General features: G+C 54.7%; 16 protein-coding genes. 9 read left to right on the top strand and 7 right to left on the bottom strand.

Going from position 1 to position 17,067, the window contains the following annotated elements:
- Positions 1-118 precede the first annotated feature (118 nt).
- A complete protein-coding gene (locus ACJJIK_RS19245) occupies positions 119-586 on the top strand; it encodes a MarR family winged helix-turn-helix transcriptional regulator (RefSeq protein ID WP_444929855.1) in 468 nt (155 codons plus the stop codon).
- Positions 587-590: 4 nt separating this feature from the next.
- Positions 591-1,562, top strand: a complete 972-nt coding sequence (locus ACJJIK_RS19240) for a S41 family peptidase (protein WP_444943592.1) — start codon at positions 591-593, stop codon at positions 1,560-1,562.
- A gap of 22 nt (positions 1,563-1,584) precedes the next feature.
- Here the strand turns inward: ACJJIK_RS19240 and ACJJIK_RS19235 are convergent, their stop codons facing one another.
- Positions 1,585-2,184 carry a pyridoxamine 5'-phosphate oxidase family protein gene (locus ACJJIK_RS19235; RefSeq protein WP_444929853.1) on the bottom strand — a complete coding sequence of 200 codons (600 nt, stop codon included), beginning with the start codon at positions 2,182-2,184 and terminating at the stop codon, positions 1,585-1,587.
- Positions 2,185-2,287: 103 nt separating this feature from the next.
- Between ACJJIK_RS19235 and pdxR the strand changes: the two genes are divergently transcribed.
- The 6 genes from pdxR (at position 2,288) to ACJJIK_RS19205 (ending at position 10,006) form a co-directional block, all read left to right on the top strand.
- Positions 2,288-3,745, top strand: a complete 1,458-nt coding sequence (gene pdxR / locus ACJJIK_RS19230; protein ID WP_444943591.1) for a MocR-like pyridoxine biosynthesis transcription factor PdxR — start codon at positions 2,288-2,290, stop codon at positions 3,743-3,745.
- A gap of 593 nt (positions 3,746-4,338) precedes the next feature.
- The gene (locus ACJJIK_RS19225; RefSeq protein WP_444943590.1) at positions 4,339-5,163 is read left to right on the top strand and encodes a right-handed parallel beta-helix repeat-containing protein; all 825 of its coding nucleotides are present in this window, start codon (positions 4,339-4,341) and stop codon (positions 5,161-5,163) included.
- Positions 5,164-5,271: 108 nt separating this feature from the next.
- Entirely contained in the window at positions 5,272-6,060 is a 789-nt protein-coding gene (locus ACJJIK_RS19220) for a right-handed parallel beta-helix repeat-containing protein (RefSeq protein WP_444929850.1), read from the top strand.
- A 581-nt stretch (positions 6,061-6,641) separates the two neighbouring features.
- Complete coding sequence (locus ACJJIK_RS19215) at positions 6,642-7,493, top strand: hypothetical protein (protein ID WP_444943589.1); 852 nt, start codon at positions 6,642-6,644, stop codon at positions 7,491-7,493.
- Between the two features lie 421 nt (positions 7,494-7,914).
- Positions 7,915-8,724: a right-handed parallel beta-helix repeat-containing protein gene (locus ACJJIK_RS19210; protein ID WP_444929848.1), complete on the top strand. Its 810-nt coding sequence runs from the start codon at positions 7,915-7,917 to the stop codon at positions 8,722-8,724.
- Between the two features lie 349 nt (positions 8,725-9,073).
- Positions 9,074-10,006, top strand: a complete 933-nt coding sequence (locus ACJJIK_RS19205) for an ADP-ribosylglycohydrolase family protein (RefSeq protein WP_444929847.1) — start codon at positions 9,074-9,076, stop codon at positions 10,004-10,006.
- A 34-nt stretch (positions 10,007-10,040) separates the two neighbouring features.
- On the opposite strand, the gene msrA is transcribed toward ACJJIK_RS19205, so the two are convergent.
- From msrA to ACJJIK_RS19185, 4 genes are all read right to left on the bottom strand, one after another.
- A complete protein-coding gene (gene msrA / locus ACJJIK_RS19200; protein ID WP_444929846.1) occupies positions 10,041-10,634 on the bottom strand; it encodes a peptide-methionine (S)-S-oxide reductase MsrA in 594 nt (197 codons plus the stop codon).
- A gap of 89 nt (positions 10,635-10,723) precedes the next feature.
- Positions 10,724-11,911 (bottom strand): iron-containing alcohol dehydrogenase, encoded by a 1,188-nt coding sequence (locus tag ACJJIK_RS19195; protein ID WP_444929845.1) that lies wholly within the window; start codon positions 11,909-11,911, stop codon positions 10,724-10,726.
- Positions 11,912-12,016: 105 nt separating this feature from the next.
- Positions 12,017-13,423 (bottom strand): aldehyde dehydrogenase family protein, encoded by a 1,407-nt coding sequence (locus tag ACJJIK_RS19190; RefSeq protein ID WP_444929844.1) that lies wholly within the window; start codon positions 13,421-13,423, stop codon positions 12,017-12,019.
- Positions 13,424-13,441: 18 nt separating this feature from the next.
- Positions 13,442-14,815 (bottom strand): glutamine synthetase family protein, encoded by a 1,374-nt coding sequence (locus ACJJIK_RS19185; protein WP_444943588.1) that lies wholly within the window; start codon positions 14,813-14,815, stop codon positions 13,442-13,444.
- A 185-nt stretch (positions 14,816-15,000) separates the two neighbouring features.
- Here ACJJIK_RS19185 and ppa point away from each other — a divergent pair, with 185 nt between their 5' ends.
- Positions 15,001-15,537 carry an inorganic diphosphatase gene (gene ppa, locus ACJJIK_RS19180; protein ID WP_444929842.1) on the top strand — a complete coding sequence of 179 codons (537 nt, stop codon included), beginning with the start codon at positions 15,001-15,003 and terminating at the stop codon, positions 15,535-15,537.
- A gap of 72 nt (positions 15,538-15,609) precedes the next feature.
- On the opposite strand, the gene ACJJIK_RS19175 is transcribed toward ppa, so the two are convergent.
- The gene (locus ACJJIK_RS19175; RefSeq protein ID WP_444943587.1) at positions 15,610-16,086 is read right to left on the bottom strand and encodes a hypothetical protein; all 477 of its coding nucleotides are present in this window, start codon (positions 16,084-16,086) and stop codon (positions 15,610-15,612) included.
- Positions 16,087-16,104: 18 nt separating this feature from the next.
- Positions 16,105-16,911 (bottom strand): serine O-acetyltransferase, encoded by an 807-nt coding sequence (gene cysE, locus ACJJIK_RS19170; protein ID WP_444929840.1) that lies wholly within the window; start codon positions 16,909-16,911, stop codon positions 16,105-16,107.
- Positions 16,912-17,067: the final 156 nt, after the last annotated feature.

Raw genomic sequence — 17,067 nt, 5'->3', positions numbered from 1 at the left:
GCAAAAAGAAAAAGGCATCACATTATTCTCACCCAAAGAAAAATCGCCGGGCCGGCAGTTGCAATGCACAGATAAAATAATACACTGATTTATATAAGCGCTTATGGATAGGCCGCCGATGAAATACAGCCAACTGGGAACCCAGCTGCGCCATTTAGTCGAATTGCTGGATGGCGATGTTGCGGAAAGTTATAGCGCCTGCGGTTTGGCAAACTACAAACCGCGCTACACCCCGGTGATGCGCGCGCTGATGCAGCAACAGGCGGTCACAATTGGCGAACTGGTAGCGGCTAGCCATATCTCCCAGCCGGCGGTGAGCCAGACTGTCAAAGCGATGCTGCAACAGGGCTTGGTAAAAGTATCCGCCGGGGCAGACGCCCGCGAGCGCAACATCAGCCTGACCCGCCAGGGCCGCGCTTTAATCCCCAAACTAAAACAGCAGTGGCTGGCGACCCTGGGGGCCGAGCACAGCCTCAATGGCGAACTGTCGGCACCGCTAACCAAATTGCTCGACGAGGCAATTGCAGCTCTGGAGAAGCAGTCCTATTTAGCGCGTATACAAAAAAATCTCGCTGCGGAGCATTGAAGCCATGAAGCGTCAACTCAAGCTGAGTTTAGCGGTATTTATCGGTTTTTTTACCCCCCCACTCAGCGCCAGTGACAGCACCACGGCCTGCCAATTTGAGCGCGCGGCCGTTATTCGAGCGGCCGCAGCGGCAATTCGACAACACTATGTGCTAAAGGAAAAAGGCTACACGCTCTCCGCCCAGCTGCAGCAACTGGCCGCATCTGAGCCCTTATCGCAACAGTGTCGCGATCAGGCGTTATTCGCCGACAGCCTCAGCGAAAAAATTCACTCCCTGTCCGGGGATCAACATTTCTATGTAACCTATATCGACCCACAGCGCGATGCCACTGACTGGATTTCCCAGTGGCGCGCCGAGGCCCCGCGCAATAATTACGGGGTTCAAAAAATTGAAATTCTGCCGGGCAATACCGCCTACCTCTCCCTCTCCGCCTTTCACACCCTGGAAAATGCCCAGCCGACGCTCGCCGCCGCTTTCACCCTGCTTCGACACAGCGAGGGGTTAATTCTGGATTTACGCAGCAATGGCGGCGGGGATGAGGACACCGCCAATGCGATCATGCAGTCGTTTATTGATCCCCAGGCCCCCCTGCCGTTTGTGATTGAAAGCCGCACGGCGCGCGAAATACCCCAGCGGATTTCCCCTCTGCCCTGGCCCGCCTACGGCACTGAGAGGCCCCTGGTTGTGCTGATTGATGGCAGATCCTTTTCCGCCGCAGAGAGCACCGCCTTTGCACTACAGCAACTGGGGCGGGCCACCGTGATCGGCACGGCCAGTGCCGGCGGCGCACATATGCTGGGGGAGCCGCAGCCGCTGCCCTACGGCTTTACCATCGGCATCCCCCACAAGCGTCCGCTGAGCACAATTGCCGGCGCTCGCCGCAACTGGGAGGGACAGGGCGTAATTCCCGATATCCAGGCCGGCGCCGGAGAGATTATTCCGCTCGCGTTAAAAGTCATAGCGCAGCAACGCTGAACTCTTAATAACTTATTCCCGCTTAAGCCAGCGGGCACAGCGGTTTGACACCGCTCCACACCGGCAGGGCCGAATCCGCAGAATTATCGACTGGCGCGCCGCTGCGGCGCTTGAATGCGCCCTCCTCTATGGTCAGGCGCATCAGCGCGGTGCCCTTGCGCTCCTGCAAGCTGGGCGGGCGCACCTGATCCCAGCGGCCCGGCTCGATATCGTTAATTATCGCCTTAAACACCGCGTCAAACTCCTGCGGGTCCTGCACCCGCTGCCCCCGGCAAAACACTACCGCAGAGCGATAATTAGCGCTGTGGCGAAAGGCCGACTTGGCCAGCACCCACTCATCGCAGCGGGCAAAAGAAATACACACCTGTTCGCCGGCCTCCAACAGTTTGTGCAGGCGGCTTTTATTCGCCAGGTGAAAGTATAAAAACTCTCCCAGGCGCCAAATGGTTAAGGGGATAATGATAACTTCGCCGCCCTCCACAAAGCCCACATGGCCGAGTTTTAATTCATCCACAAGCTGAAAAACATCCTCGCGGCGATAACTGGCGCGCTGTGGGGCGCGGCGCACACGACTTTTTGCCGACCTGGGCAACTCGGTGGAAATGGCTGTATCTCGCTCCATGGGACCTCTCTCAGATGCACTCGCAATAAAATGAATATCGCCAATGTAGGGGCTTGCTGGTACGCTGATAAGAGCCAGTTTTAACTATTTTATGGTGCCAGTTTTGAGTGCCCCCGAGTTTGCAGATCTCACCCTCGACCCACATCAGCCCCTACAGGGGCAGCTGTACCGGCAGCTGGTGCGCTGGATCTGCGCCGGCCGGCTGCCGGCGGGCACCCAGCTGCCCTCGTCGCGCCGCCTGGCAGAATCCCTCGCCATTAGCCGCAACACCGTCACCCAGGTTCTGGACCAACTGAAGGCGGAAGGCTTCCTCAGCAGCCACCCGGGCAAAGGCGTATTCGTATCCAGAGAAGTCCCGGCCCAGCTGCAAAAACCGCAGGGGCGAAATTGGCGGGAGCCGGCCAATCGACCGCTGCCGCCACTGTCGAGCTACGGCAATCTGCTCCAGACTTTGCCGGCGGGCAGGGGCAGCGCGGATCTGGGGCTGCCCTTCAGCCCCGGCTTACCGGATCTCAAAGCCTTTCCGCATTCAATTTGGAACAAGCTGTACCGCCGCCACCAATCGAGAGTGGCCCTGGCCGGTTACGGCCAGGCGCAGGGCTACCTGCCCCTGCGCCTGGCACTGAGCAACTACCTGCGCAACTCCCGCGGCGTGCGCTGCACTGCCGAACAAATTATTATCACCAACGGCGCCCAGGAGGCGCTGAATTTGTGTGCGCTGACGGCGCTAAACCCGGGAGACCGGGTATACAGTGAAAACCCCGGCTATCGCCGCGCGCGCTCCGCCTTTCAGGCGGTCGGGGCGGAACTCCTGCCGGCGCAGCTGAACAACAAGCACCTGGATGTGGAGCGGCTGATAAAAAGCGCAACGGGGGCCAAATTACTTTTTACCACACCAACCCACCAATACCCGATGGGCGGAGTTATGCCTGCCAGTGCGCGGATTAAACTGCTGGACTGGGCCACGCGGGCAAACTGCTGGATTATTGAAGATGATTACGACAGCGAATTTGCCTTTCAACACAAGCCCGTCGCCGCACTTCAGGGAATGGGAGAAAATACCCCCGTGCTCTATATGGGCAGTTTTAGCAAAACACTGTTACCCAGCCTGAGACTCGGTTACCTGGTGGTTCCCAGAGCTAGCGCAGCCGCATTTATTCACGCCAAGGAAATGCTCTCCGGCCACTCGCCACTTATCACCCAGGCGGTGGCGGCAGACTTTCTCAGTGAGGGACACTTTGTGCGGCATCTGCGCAAAATGCGCGTTCTCTATCGGGAAAAGTGGCAGCATTTTTGCCAGCTTATTCGGCAAAATATACCGGCACCGGCAAAATTAATCGCCACTAGCGCCGGCATGCACCTGGTTATCTCAACACCACAGCGCGATGATATCACCCTGAGCAAAAAACTCCGTGAGCACGGCTTTGGCAGCACGCCACTATCGCTGTTTTACCCACCGCAAAAAGCGGAAAATAGCGGGTTGGTACTGGGTTTTGCCAACACCGATGCCGAGCAGCGGGCAGCCTGTGTAAATATTCTGAGCACGCTATTACAAACCTAACCCACAAGCCAATAAATAGCCGTTAGCGCCAAAATAACAGCGTGCAGCTTTGCCGGAATAGCCAGACCTTGCCAAAAGTCACAGCGCGGAGTGTAAATTGCTTTAAACGACGTGCAGCGATATTACAAAATTATTCAGGCGCACCTTAATAGGCAATCCCACCTATCGATAGAGATATCGCCCTCATTTTCCATACACAAAATACTCAATATCAGTGCTTTTCCGGCACTTCAAAGCAAGTATTCTGTATACCTGTGACAATATTACCTGGAAACTTGACTCTGCCAACCCCTCATATACTTTCCTAATAGCAATCGCCAACCTGTGAGAACCCCTACTCTTTCCCCCGCGCCAAAAATCGGCAGGGAGAGAATAATCCTATTGGGCACGAATGCCGATTAGCAGCTTAGCGGGGTGTGTTCACAGCGCATATCGAGTGCAGTGCATTCTTTCTCTCTGACCCAGTAGTAACTGAACAGCTCAATCCCAACGCCCCAACCAGCAGAGGTGCTGGCTTACCCAGGTATTACTTAACATTATTGCGGGTGTGCACACCTCTTTTTTAATGATGTAAATACTCAGGGAAATGCTATATGAAAAATGAAAATCTAAAGCCGACAAAAGTATTAATACTCACTGCTGTCGGCACCGCCAGTCTATTGCTATCCGCCGTGTCCCCAGCGGTGAGCTGCGGCGATGTTATTAGAGACGCCCAAGTACTCGCCAGCGATATTCTTAACTGCTCCTCTCATCCGGCCATCACACTGGATGATAACGGCTCACTTGATCTGAATGGCTATTCCGTGAGCTGTACTGGAGGTGACACAGGCATCGGTATTCTCTTACAGGGTAGCAATAACATCCTGGAAGACAGCGCCGGGGGAAGTTTGATCAGCAACTGTAGCACGGGAGTATCCATCGAGGGAGATGGCTTCCACCATGTTAGCGGTATCTCTGCCAGCGCAAACTCAACGGCGGGAATCAGCTTTACGAGCTCGTATAACGTTGTAGAAAGCTCCTATGCCAACAACAACACGGCCATCGGTATTCGCATCCTATCTGACGCCGATCACAATAGCGTATTTTTCTCCGAGGCGAACGGCAATGGTGCCGTGGGATTTAGAATTATAGGGGAAAGCACTTTCGTGAGCTTAAGTGAGGCCAATGACAATTCAGGCAGCGGTATTTTTATTGCAACAAAGGCCAATTATTCTCTGCTCATTCGCAATACTGCCAACAATAACGGTGGAAATGGTATTTTAAGACAATCGGGATATTCCTATGACACGGTTGTTGTTGGCAATACCGCAATGGGCAATTCACAACCTGATCTCGTCGACCAGCAGAATGACTGCGATGGCGATGCCATCTGGGCAGAAAATATTTTTATCGAGAGAAACCAAGATTGTATCCAATAAAGCAGCTATCCCCGCCGATTACGCGATGCTGTGACAGGCTAGCAGCCCTCCAGTTAAATCGCACAAATAATTAGGAAACTTGACATGAAAATTGAATATAGAACTTCAATGAAAATATTACTATGCGGCCTTGCCGGCTCTGCCAGCCTGTCGCTACCTATTGCGGCCGCAGCGGTAAGCTGCGGCGATGCGATCAGGGACGAGCAAAGACTCAACCAGGATCTCACCTGCTCCTCCTATCCAGCCCTCAAAATTGAGGATCAAGGTTCACTGGATTTAAATGGCCACACAATAAGTTGTTCTAACTCGGCATATGGCGTACAACTACTTGGCAGCCACAATGTTATTCAAGATACGGTCGGTGACGGCGGCATCGAAAATTGCAGGGTTGGAATATCGGCCGAAGGTAATGGCTTCCACCATATTGTGGATATAAATATCACCTCAACCTCAGAAAAAGGCATTTCTTTAAAGAGCTCGTATAACGTTATAGAAACCTCCAGCGTCAGCAACAATACGGGTTACGGTATTTACATAAACAGCAACAGTAGCTACAACCGGGTATTAAACACAGAGGTCATAGGCAACGGCGAGCAGGGAATTAAAATTAACGGAGAAAGCAATTTGGTTAGATTCAGTGAGGTCAGCTCCGGAGAGACCATCGGAATTGCCATTAACTACCACGGGGATTATTCAGTTGTCGCGCAAAATATAGCGAACGACAATGGTATTAATGGTATTTCCCGCAAAGGAAGCGCTTACTACAATGTGATTGTCGGCAATACGGCACGGTACAATACAGGTAACGATCTGACCGACCACACCAACAACTGCAATTATGATGCGATATGGACCAATAATCGTTTCACCGATAGAAACCAGGACTGTATTGACTAAAGATATTCACCCGTACAGGCATCGCACTCAAAAGCACAAATCCTCGGCCTTTTAAGCCACGGGGACAAAGTTCGCCGCTCGCCCCCAGAAATGGGGGCTGTCCCTTCCCGCAAGCGATAGTTTGTGCGTCCCGGCAAAATGCGCGCTGTATCTGTGGCGAAGTGGCAGCATTTTTATCCGTTTATTCGGCACTCAAACGATTCGCCAACAACACAGGAGCGCCACCAGTGAAAACTTACAGCGCCCCATTTGAGGACACGGACTGCTACAGGGGTTTTTCTACACCGATGGCCCATAGGCCCCATAAAAAATCTTCACCCGAGCAGCACAAAAATAGCTAGCCTCCCCCAGTAGCGCCCTGTCCTTTAATCACACTATACTGCCCGCCAAAACTAAAGCCGTTAACCGAGCGCAAAGCGGCCACACTTTTAAAAATACGCCGCTCCCAAAGCAGTGACACGGTTAAAATCACTGCTTTAAGAGTAATTTCCCATACCCCTTCCCCACAACTTAATTAAAATAATTTTGTTATTGGATATTTACCCCCGTTTCAATCCTTCAGACAATGAGGTAAATTTGACATGAAGAATGGAAATATAAATCCGATAAAAGCATCCCTGCTGACTCTCGCGGGTACCGCCTGCTTATCACTATCCACTACTGCGATCTCAGCCGTTGTATGCGGCCAGGTTATTAGAGATATTCAAACTATGGATAGCGACCTCTACTGCACTCAAAGTCCGGCGATTATTGTTGGCCACGGTGGCGTTCTCAACATGGACAGCCACACACTGGAGTGTGATGGAGACGGCATCGGCGTTCAATTAGTAGAAAGCCACGCCATGGTGGTCGGTGAATACATTAGCCTCGGTGGCGGCATCGGCACCATCCAAAATTGCAATATTGGCGTCGCTATGACAGAGGTGGGTCACCACCAGGCCTCAGACCTCATATTGACCGGACACAATACTGTCGGATTAAGTTTTGAAGCTGCGTTCAGCAGTGCGTATGACATCGTATCCGAAAATAATCCCGGCATGGGGGTTCGCTTTATCACGGGCCACTATTATTACCCTGAAGGGCACTACAATATATTGGCCAACGCTGAGGTAAATAATAATAACCTACAGGGGGTTAGAATGATTTCGAGCTACAATATGGTGAGAAACATCGTAGTCAATAACAATCTCGGGATAGGAATCTCTATTGAAGATGGCGGTGATGGCAATATGATCCTTAACTCCTCTCTCGACAGCAATGGCGCCAATGGCATTTCGAGAAGGCGTGAGGATCAGGTGGACAATGTCATCGCGTTCAATAGTGTATCTAACAGTGAGGGACCTGATATAACCGATTTCACCGCCTATTGCGCTGGCGCCCTCTATGGTGCTAACAGTTTTTTAAATTCCAATCAGTATTGGTGCATCCATTAAAGCAGATTTTGGCGAATGCCCGCTAAAAATTGGCTGCCCCCCTCTTTTACCTCCCGCTGCATAGAGCAAAGGGGATTTATATCAGCGCAGGTCTATACAGCGATTCTCAAGTGGGGGAATACAGCTGAATAGGCCTGCTTTTAACGCTGACTAAAAAGGAGGTCAGGCATACACTGCACCCGGCCATTAAGCTCTTAGCAGGCTCTTCAGCACGCCTTGAGTGCGGGGGCGCTGGCGAGCACAAAGAAGATATCCGCATCTCAGCGGCAGCCGCTGTGCAACCCCGCAGTCCACTCTAATTCAGCCCGGGTTATTAATTAAGAAAACTTTCCTATGGTCCTTTCGCAAAGCTCAGTCAAAATCTCTTTAGTCTTGGGGGTTCTCTTTTGTTTAACCACTCAGATTCTTAGGGAAACTTGACATGAAAAATGGAAATATGAATCCACTCAAAATACTACTTATCACTGCTGCGGGCACTACCGGTCTTTCTTTGGCCGCCGCTGCCTCAGCTGTCAGTTGTGGCGATGTCATTACGACTGCGGAAACCCTGACTGGCGATATCCTGCACTGCGATATTCACCCGGCACTGTTAATAAAGGACAACGGCTCACTCGACTTGAATGGCCATACCGTCAGCTGCGATGGCGACAGCACCGGCATCCGATTATCGGGTTTCAATAGAGTTCTACACGACAGTACAGGGCTGGGCAGTGTTGAAAACTGCAACAATGGTGTATCTGCCGAAGGCGAGGGCGGCCACCAAATTGTGGATATCAATACCACCGGAAACTTTATTTCCGGCATTACCCTTTCGAGTTCCAACAACAGCCTGAAAACCTCCATCGCTAACGCCAACCTTGGTATCGGTATACGGGTTATCGGCGACGGCAATCACGTCAGGAGTTCGGAGGCGACAGGCAACAGCTTACAGGGGATAAAAGTTACGGGGGCCAGTAACTATATTCGCCTGAATACCGCCAGCAACAATACACAGAGCGGCATTGCCATTAGTGGCGGCACTGGAAGCCTTATTTCTGAAAATCTGGCAGAAGACAATCATACTCACGGTATTATTTTGCTGGGAGACGGCGAAGTCGGCAATATGGTGGCCGACAATGTCGCTAGCAACAATACCTATACGGACCTGAGCGATCGCAGTACCCTGCCCTGCTTTGAAAATATATGGAGCAACAACGATTACACTACGTCAAATGAAACTTGTATCGAATAGTGCAGACGGCTATCGCCAGCACAGGCCTACGGGAGTTTTCCCATAGGCCTGTGAACTGACAACAAAAGAGGGAGCAAGCACGCCGATAAACAGCACCTCAGCAGCGCCGACCGCGCATAAAAAAACCCCACAAACTTGCCGCCGCCTGAGCCTTTATTTCCGAACAAAAAACCGCACAATCCCGGCAAAACAAACCCAATACACTGCGCAGGCGCTATAACTAAATTGAGATTTCAGTTTGCCCCACCCCGCGATCTCTCGACTGGCCTTGCCGAAGCTCTCCAGACAACCCTAGCAGCGGCCAAATCAGGCACTGGCACTGCGGTGATTTAACTATCGATAACGGTTAATGATTAAACTCGACAAATATAAAGGCTGTTTTAGCGGTCTCGCCATCGGCGATTCATTTGGCGCACCTTATGAGGGCGGCCTTTTGGAGAGGCAACTGTGGAAACTTATCGGCAAAACCCGCCAGGGCAAGCGGCGCTACACCGATGATACCCAGATGTCGATGGATATCGCCACATCCTTTCTCGAACACAATGGCTTTGACCAGGACCATATGGCAAAACAATTTGCACAGAGCTATCAGTGGAGCAGAAGTTATGGCCCCAGTGCGGCACAGCTACTCAAAGGGGTTAAAAAGGGCAAGCACTGGCAGGATTTAAACCGAAAAAAATTTAAGCAGGGCTTCGCTGGCAACGGCGCCGCCATGCGCGCGCCTATTATCGCTCTCTGCTACCCGCAAAATGATCCGCAACTGAAACAGTACGTACAGGGAGTATCCGAAATCACCCACGCCCACCCCGCTGCGATTGAGGGGGCCTACCTGATCGCCATCACCATCTGTGAGGCCCTGCAAGAACGCTCGAACAGGCAGATAGTGGACAAACTGCTGGCGAGCTGCACAGTGGACATATACCGCAGAAAACTTAAAAAGTGCTCCACGCTACTGTTCCACCGGCACCTCCCCCACCCACAACAGATCAGGCAGTGGCTGGGGAATGGTATTACCGCGCCGGAGTCCTGTATTACCGCTATCTACTTTGGCCTGAAGTATCGCAGCTCGCCGTTAAACTCCCTGCTGGCCGCTATATTTTACCTGGGCGGTGATACCGACACCCTGGCGGCCATGGCCGCCAGTATTTGGGGAACACTCAACGGTGCAGAGTCGATGAAAAACCTGGCCGCTGAAGTTGAAAATATCGATTTTATTAGCCGGCTCTCCGAGAAATTATATATCCATCAGCAAGCCCAAGAACGGCTGCTCCAGCAGGCATAATAAACCCGGCGCTGACTGCGGAGCAAAGCGCCGATTAATCCGCAGCCTTGCCCCACACTTCAGCCAGCCGTTGATCGCGACCACAGCGATAGCGATAGTATTTATAGCGCAGGGGATTGCGCTGGTAATAGTCCTGGTGGTAGGCCTCCGCAGGGTAGAAAGTTGCGGCGGGCTCTATCTGTACCGCGACCTTTTTGTCCAGTTTGGCCTGAATTTTTTCCCGGCTCTCCTGTGCCAATTTCTTTTGTTGGTCATCGGCATAGAATATTTCAGGGCGATATTGGTCGCCGCGATCGCAAAACTGGCCGCCGCCGTCAAAGGGGTCGACATTGTGCCAAAAAATCGTCAGCAGCTCAGAATAGCTGACTTTGTCCGCATCGTACTTGACCTGCACCACCTCAGCGTGGCCGGTATTGCCAGCAGATACCTGCCCATAACTCGGGTTTTTAACCCGGCCACCACTGTAGCCGGAAGTGGTGGAGATAACGCCATCAACCCGGTCAAATGGCGGTTCCATACACCAAAAACAGCCGCCGGCAAAAATCGCCGTGCGAATATTCGCTGAGTCCTGCGCCAGTGCAGTGCTGGCGAGCAACAGCAGTAACAGGGTCATAGTATTGCGCATCATTCAGCCCTCTAGTGATGATCGCTGGAGTCTATAGGTGTCTGTCGTTTGTCGCTGGCAATTTATTACCGCTCAATTTATTTTTGAGTCATTTATTGCTGAGTTATCGCGCCCTCGCACGCGCGCAGGAAAATATCCCGATACTCAATGGCGTTAAAGTGCATGGGGTTGGTGCCGGCGGAGGCCTCCAGCGAAGCCATTGTCCCAATTCGATCGGCGTCGCTATCGTCGATGCCAATATCCGCCAGACGCGGGGGAATTCCGAGCTGCCTGCGCAAGCCGAGCACCCAATCCAGCACCCGGGCAAATCCACTGTCGCCGCTATCACTAGCTGGCAACTGCAAGTAGAGCGCCAGGTGTTCCATCGACGGTTGAACCGCCGGGCGATTGGCCGCGAGGACATAGGGCATCAAAATAGCGTTTAACAAACCGTGGTGTTTGTCATACAGGGCTCCGAGTGGGTGCGCCAGAGCGTGCATAGCCCCCAGGCCGCGCTGAAACGCGGTCGCCCCCATGCAGGATGCAACCAGCATCTGCTGGCGCGCCTCAAGCTCTGCACCCGCAGCGTAGGCGCGGGGCAAATACGCCTTGATCAGGCGCATCCCTTCAACGGCAATACCCTCGGCCATGGGGTGGTATTGGGGGGAGCAAAAAGACTCCAGGTTGTGCGACAGCGCATCCATGCCCGTCGCGGCGGTGAGAGCCGGCGGCAGCCCCAGCGTCAGCTGGGCATCCAGAATAACAATGTCCGGCATCATACGCGGGTGGAAAATCAGCCGCTTAATCTGGGCGACCTCGTCGGTGATCACCGCGACCCGCCCCACCTCAGAGCCGGTACCGGCAGTGGTGGGGATGGCAACCAGCGGCAATATCGCCGCCGCGTCCACACGCCTGTAGTTATCGCCAATATCTTCAAAATCCCAAATGCGGCGACGCTGTCCCGCCATCAGGGCGATAGCTTTGCCCGCATCCAGGGCCGAGCCCCCTCCCAGGGCAATCACCCCATCGCACTGCTGTTCGCGCAGCTCGGCCACCCCAGCGCTAATATTGGCCTCGTTGGGGTTGCCTTTAATACGGTAAAAAATACGCACATCCAGCCCCGCTTGCCGGCACGGGTTGGCCGCGCTCTGCAGCAGTGGCAGCGCCGCGATGGCGGGGTCGGTAACCAACAGGGGTTTGCGTATATTCAGCGTCCGGCAAGCTTCAGCCAGCTCGGCAACGCGGCCGGGCCCCACCCAAACCGTTGTGGGATAATTCCAATTGACAGGGTATTTATCCACATTGTCCTCTCTGACGCTCTGTCATCTTTATCGATTCCAAGTGGACCGCAGCCTCTCCGCACACAGACAGATAATTGCACTCTCTGCGCCCGCGAAAAATATCCGCTAAGCACCGCACTTAAAGTGAAAAGATTTGGGGCGGGTTAAATACTCAAAGCCGAGTTTAGATAGCGTGCAGCCGCGCCCGGATTGCTTGACCCCGGTCCAGGCCAGTTCCGGGTCCAGATAATCACAGCGATTTAAAAAAACCGTGCCCACCTCCAGGCTGTCACCAATTTCCAGTGCCGCGTCTTCATCCCGGGAAAAAATAGCCGCGCTCAGGCCAAATACGCTGTTGTTCATCAAGTTCAGCGCTTCGCAATCGTCATAGACTTTTTGCACCCCCAATACGGGTCCAAAAGTTTCTTCGCGCATCACCTGCATATGATCGCGCACCCGGGTTAACAGCTGCGGCGCCATATATTGGGTGCCGCGCTTATCCTGCGGAAACTCGCTCACATCCAAATGCACTCTGGCGCCCTCTGCGACCGCTTCGTCCACTTGCGCGCGAACCCGGTCGGCAGCTTCGGCGCACACCAGCGGCCCCAGGGTGGTCTCCATTTGATCCGGGCGCCCGAGTCGGTAGTCGCGCAGTAAGTCGACGGCGCGGGCGACAAATTCGCTAAAAATATCCGCATGCACATAAGCCCGCTCAATAGCGCAACAGGACTGCCCGGAGTTAAAATAAGCGCCGTCGACAACCGCCGCTACCGCCTGGGTAAGATCCGCATCGGCGCGAACATAGGCCGGGTCCTTGCCGCCCAGCTCCAGGCCCAGCGGAATAAATCGGCCGGCCACCGTGCGCTCCAAATTTACCCCCGCGCCAACCGAACCGGTAAAGGCGACCTGCTGCACCTCGCCGGCACACGCCAAGCGCTGGGTATACGCATGGTTTAAGTGGAGGAACTGAAATACACCGCCGGGCAGCCCCGCCTCATGAAATACTTCGACCATGCGCTCGGCGCACAGCGGCGTTTGCGCCGAGTGCTTTAAAATAACCGCATTGCCCGCCAGCAGTGACGGCACCACCGCATTAACTGCCGTCAAATAGGGATAATTCCACGGGGCAATAACCAGGGAAACTCCCAGGGGCTCGTGGCGTATAAAGCGCTTAAACCCCGGCTTCTGCGCCAGGTGAATATCGGCCAGGGCTTCTGGGGCGAGCTGCGCCATGGTTTGCGCACGCTCGATCAACCCGCTGATCTCCCCACCCGCGTAGCGAATCGGGCGGCCCATCATCCAGCAGAGTTCAGCGGCCAAACACGCTTTTTTCTTTGAAAATATTTCTACCGCCCGCTCGACAATGGCAATTCGCTCGCCGAGTGGCGTTCGCCGCCAGACTTGCTGTGCCGCGCTGGCCCGATCCAGCACCTCGCGGATTTCTATCTCCCCGGCCAGGGCGCGCTCTATATAGATACTGTTATCGATAGGGGAGATGCACTGTAGATGGTGCATGATTTTTGTGGTCTCCATCGGCGTCGATACTCCCGATTAAATAATTTCGAAGTACCGCTCCAACTCCCAGTCGCTCACATGGCGGCGATATTCCCGCTCCTCCCACTCGCGCCCCGCAGCAAAATGCGCTACAAAATCGCTGCCAAATAATTCCCGCGCCGCATCGGACTGTTTAAATTGCTGTGTGGATTCCCACAGGGTCCCCGGCAGGGTCTGCCCCTGATCCAGTTTCAGCGCGTAGGCATTGCCGCTAATCGGCTCGCTGGGCGACCACTGCTGGGTGATTCCGTAGAGCCCCGACCCCAGGGCCGCCGCCAGGGCCAAATAGGGGTTGGCATCTGCGGCCCCCAGGCGGTATTCGATGCGCTGGGACTGATCCCCGCCGGGAATCGCGCGCAGCGCAGTGGTGCGATTTTCCACCCCCCAGTTGGCCCCGGTGGGCGCCCAAAAACCCGGCACCAAACGGCGATAGCTATTGACCGTGGGGGCTATCAAGGCCAGAAATTGCGGCATCAACCGCTGCTGCCCGGCGATAAACTGGCGCATGGTGCGGCTGATGCCATCGGGCTGGTCGGCATCGAAAAATGCCGAATCGCCGCTGTCGCGATTGCGCAGTGACAAATGGATATGTCCACTCTGCCCCGGGTATTCGCCGGACCAGCGCGACATAAATGTCGCCATCAGGCCCATGCGCTGGGCCAGCACTTTGATAAAGGTTTTAAACAGCGCGGCCTTATCCCCGGCGGCCTCGGCGTCGTCCACCGCAATAGCCGCCTCCAGTACGCCCGGGCCCGTTTCCGTGTGCAGCCCCTCCAGGGGGAAATCCATGCCCTCGCCCAGATCCAGTATCTCCCGGTACAGCTCGCCGTGTACTGAGTTGCGCAGCATCGAATAGCCAAACACATCCGGGGTAAAGGGCTTTAAATGGCGAAACCCCTTTTTGCGCACGGATTCGGGGGATTCATCAAACAGAAAGAACTCATATTCCAGTGCCGCATAGGGGTCAAAACCCAGGGTGCGACAGCGCTCTACCACCCGCCGCAACACTGCGCGCGGGCACAGGGCTTGGGCGCGTCCAGCGAACTCCGCGATAAACAGCAGCATGTCATCTTCAAAAGGAATATCCCGGCAGCTCTGCGGAACAATACGCACCGGGGCATCTGGGTATCCCGTATGCCACCCGGTGTAGCGGCTATTGTCATAGAGCTGATCTTTGACATCCCAGCCCAGGACCACATCGCAAAAGGAGAAGCCTTTCTCCAGGGATGACAGAAATTTGGCGCGGCTCATATATTTGCCGCGCATAACCCCATCGATATCGAATAGCCCCACTTTGACATGACTGAGGCCTCGCTCCTCGACAATTGCGCGGGCCTCCCGAGCGCTGGTTACCTCCCGTGCCTTTACCATGACTGCTCCTGCCCCATTATTGTTGTCTGCGAGTTACAGGATAGACCCGCCAGCCCCTCTGCGACGCGATTTACCCAGCGCGGGCGTGTAACCCGGCGCAGGCGTGACTTTCAGCCGGGCCCCGCAACCTATATAATTCGCCCTCCAAATTTTCAGTTAACCATTCATTTCATTCAGGACCCGCAATGAGCTTCGAAAAGATCCCCGCAGGTAAAGAGCTGCCCAACGATATCAATGTAATCATCGAGATCCCTGCCAACCACGACCCGATCAAATACGAAGTAGACAAGGACTCCGACGCAGTATTTGTGGATCGCTTCGTTGCCACTCCGATGTTCTACCCGGCCAACTACGGCTACGTACCCCAGACTCTGTCCGAAGACGGTGACCCCCTGGACGTGCTGGTTGTAGCGCCCTACCCGGTAATGGTGGGTTCTGTGATCCGCTCTCGCGTTGTCGGCGTTCTGAACATGACCGACGAATCCGGTGTTGACGCCAAGCTGCTGGCGGTACCGCACACCAAGCTGACCAAGCTGTACGATCACGTTGAAGAAATCGGCGATCTGCCCGAGCTGCTGATCAAACAGATAGAACACTACTTCGAAAACTACAAAGCTCTGGAAGCGGGCAAGTGGGTAAAAGTAGAAGGCTGGGCTGACGCCGAAGCAGCGCGCAAAGAAGTGATGGCTTCCCGCGAGCGCTACCTGAAAGAAGAAGGTTAATTCCCCCTTCTTCAGCGCATAAAAAAACCGGCCAAATGCCGGTTTTTTTATGCCTGCGCAGGAGGAGTCCCGTCAGTTGAGCTCCCAATTGGGAACAGAGACGGGAGCGGGCTCCTCCCCTTTGCGCTCACTCTCATCCAGAAGTTGGCCTTCCGCTGCACGCAGACTGAGGTGCTCTACCTCAACGCTGACCGCTTCCACGGACTTGCGTTCATGCTCCTTGACGAGGTTCCCCTCCATCGGCGCCAGGGTCCACTGCGCGCCAGCTGCGGTTTCCGTCTTGGGCTCAGCCCGCTCAGTGGCGACAGCTCCACCGCTCTCATCCCTGATACTGACCTGGGCGCCTATTTTGGCCAAACTCGCCCGGAACTGCTGCGCCTGGGGCAGAGACACTCCCTTCTTTAATACCAGCGGGCGCCCGCTGAACAGCTTCTCTATCGCCTGGGGATTGCTCTTAAATAAGCGCGCCATACTGGCTTTCACATCAGCGGCGGTAAATCCCGCCACCAGGTCACCGCGAAAAACCAAGCTGTAGGTGGATTGCGACATAGCTACTATTTCCCCGCGTTACTCTGGCGAATCCAGGGTCTGATCCATGGTATAGGCCGGCGCACTGTCGACCCGCCCCCCCACTTGGCGGGCGGGAACACCAGCCACCGTCGTGTGATCGGGCACATCCTGCAACACCAGGCTGCCGGCAGCAATTTTCACATCCGCCCCCACCCTGACCGGCCCCAACACTTTAGCCCCGGCACCGATCATAACCCCGTGACCAATTTTGGGGTGACGATCGCCACTGCCGCAGCCACTGCCCCCCAGGGTCACCGAGTGGAGAATAGACACATTGTCCTCTACCACACAGGTCTCCCCCACCACTAGTCCGGTGGCGTGGTCGATCATAATACCGCAGCCAAATCGCGCGGCCGGGTGGATGTCCACAGAGAACTGCTCCGACACCTGGCTCTGAAAGTAGAGCGCCAGGGTGTGGCGCCCCTGGTTCCACAACCAGTGCGCTATCCGGTGGGATTGCAAGGCGTGAAAGCCCTTAAAATAAAGGAAAGGCATCAGGTACTGGTCACAGGCCGGGTCCCGGTCATACCAAGCGCAAATATCCTCGCTCATACAGCGGGAAATACTCGGGTCACTGGCCAGGGCCGTGGCAATCACCTCCTGAAGCGCGGTGGCCGTAAGGGCGTTGTGCTCCAACACCGAGGCCAGGTGATCCGCGATGGCATTGTCCAGAGACTGGTGGCGCAAAATAGTATTGTGGAAATAGCTTGCCAGAATAGGCTCACCGGCTGCGGCCTCAGCGGCTTCCGCGCGCATCGCCTGCCAGATATCCCGCTGGCCGCCGACGGCCACGTCCTCACCCATAATTGATCTCCCTCATATTACCCCGGGCACACTCTGCCGCGCAGCTTGGCAGGATCAACCGCCCCTTTCAAGGAAAAAGCCCGCGAACAGCGCCTATCTGGCCGCTATTGTGCCGCCTTATAGCGGTGCAAAAATGCACCCTTCTAACCCCAATTA

It is taken from the genome of Microbulbifer regidiadema (SeqCode), from assembly GCF_052466995.1.
The sequence above is the reverse complement of the archived record's forward strand: the minus strand, read 5'-3'. Positions and strand labels throughout refer to the sequence as shown.

What these genes read in the sequence shown, in the direction of transcription:
- ACJJIK_RS19245 (WP_444929855.1), top strand. Translation starts at nt 119, where the DNA reads ATGAAATACAGCCAACTGGGAACCCAGCTGCGCCATTTAGTCGAATTG.
- ACJJIK_RS19240 (WP_444943592.1), top strand. Translation starts at nt 591, where the DNA reads ATGAAGCGTCAACTCAAGCTGAGTTTAGCGGTATTTATCGGTTTTTTT.
- ACJJIK_RS19235 (WP_444929853.1), bottom strand. Translation starts at nt 2,184, where the DNA reads ATGGAGCGAGATACAGCCATTTCCACCGAGTTGCCCAGGTCGGCAAAA.
- ACJJIK_RS19225 (WP_444943590.1), top strand. Translation starts at nt 4,339, where the DNA reads ATGAAAAATGAAAATCTAAAGCCGACAAAAGTATTAATACTCACTGCT.
- ACJJIK_RS19220 (WP_444929850.1), top strand. Translation starts at nt 5,272, where the DNA reads ATGAAAATATTACTATGCGGCCTTGCCGGCTCTGCCAGCCTGTCGCTA.
- ACJJIK_RS19215 (WP_444943589.1), top strand. Translation starts at nt 6,642, where the DNA reads ATGAAGAATGGAAATATAAATCCGATAAAAGCATCCCTGCTGACTCTC.
- ACJJIK_RS19210 (WP_444929848.1), top strand. Translation starts at nt 7,915, where the DNA reads ATGAAAAATGGAAATATGAATCCACTCAAAATACTACTTATCACTGCT.
- ACJJIK_RS19205 (WP_444929847.1), top strand. Translation starts at nt 9,074, where the DNA reads ATGATTAAACTCGACAAATATAAAGGCTGTTTTAGCGGTCTCGCCATC.
- msrA (WP_444929846.1), bottom strand. Translation starts at nt 10,634, where the DNA reads ATGATGCGCAATACTATGACCCTGTTACTGCTGTTGCTCGCCAGCACT.
- ACJJIK_RS19190 (WP_444929844.1), bottom strand. Translation starts at nt 13,423, where the DNA reads ATGGAGACCACAAAAATCATGCACCATCTACAGTGCATCTCCCCTATC.
- ACJJIK_RS19185 (WP_444943588.1), bottom strand. Translation starts at nt 14,815, where the DNA reads ATGGTAAAGGCACGGGAGGTAACCAGCGCTCGGGAGGCCCGCGCAATT.
- ppa (WP_444929842.1), top strand. Translation starts at nt 15,001, where the DNA reads ATGAGCTTCGAAAAGATCCCCGCAGGTAAAGAGCTGCCCAACGATATC.
- ACJJIK_RS19175 (WP_444943587.1), bottom strand. Translation starts at nt 16,086, where the DNA reads ATGTCGCAATCCACCTACAGCTTGGTTTTTCGCGGTGACCTGGTGGCG.
- cysE (WP_444929840.1), bottom strand. Translation starts at nt 16,911, where the DNA reads ATGGGTGAGGACGTGGCCGTCGGCGGCCAGCGGGATATCTGGCAGGCG.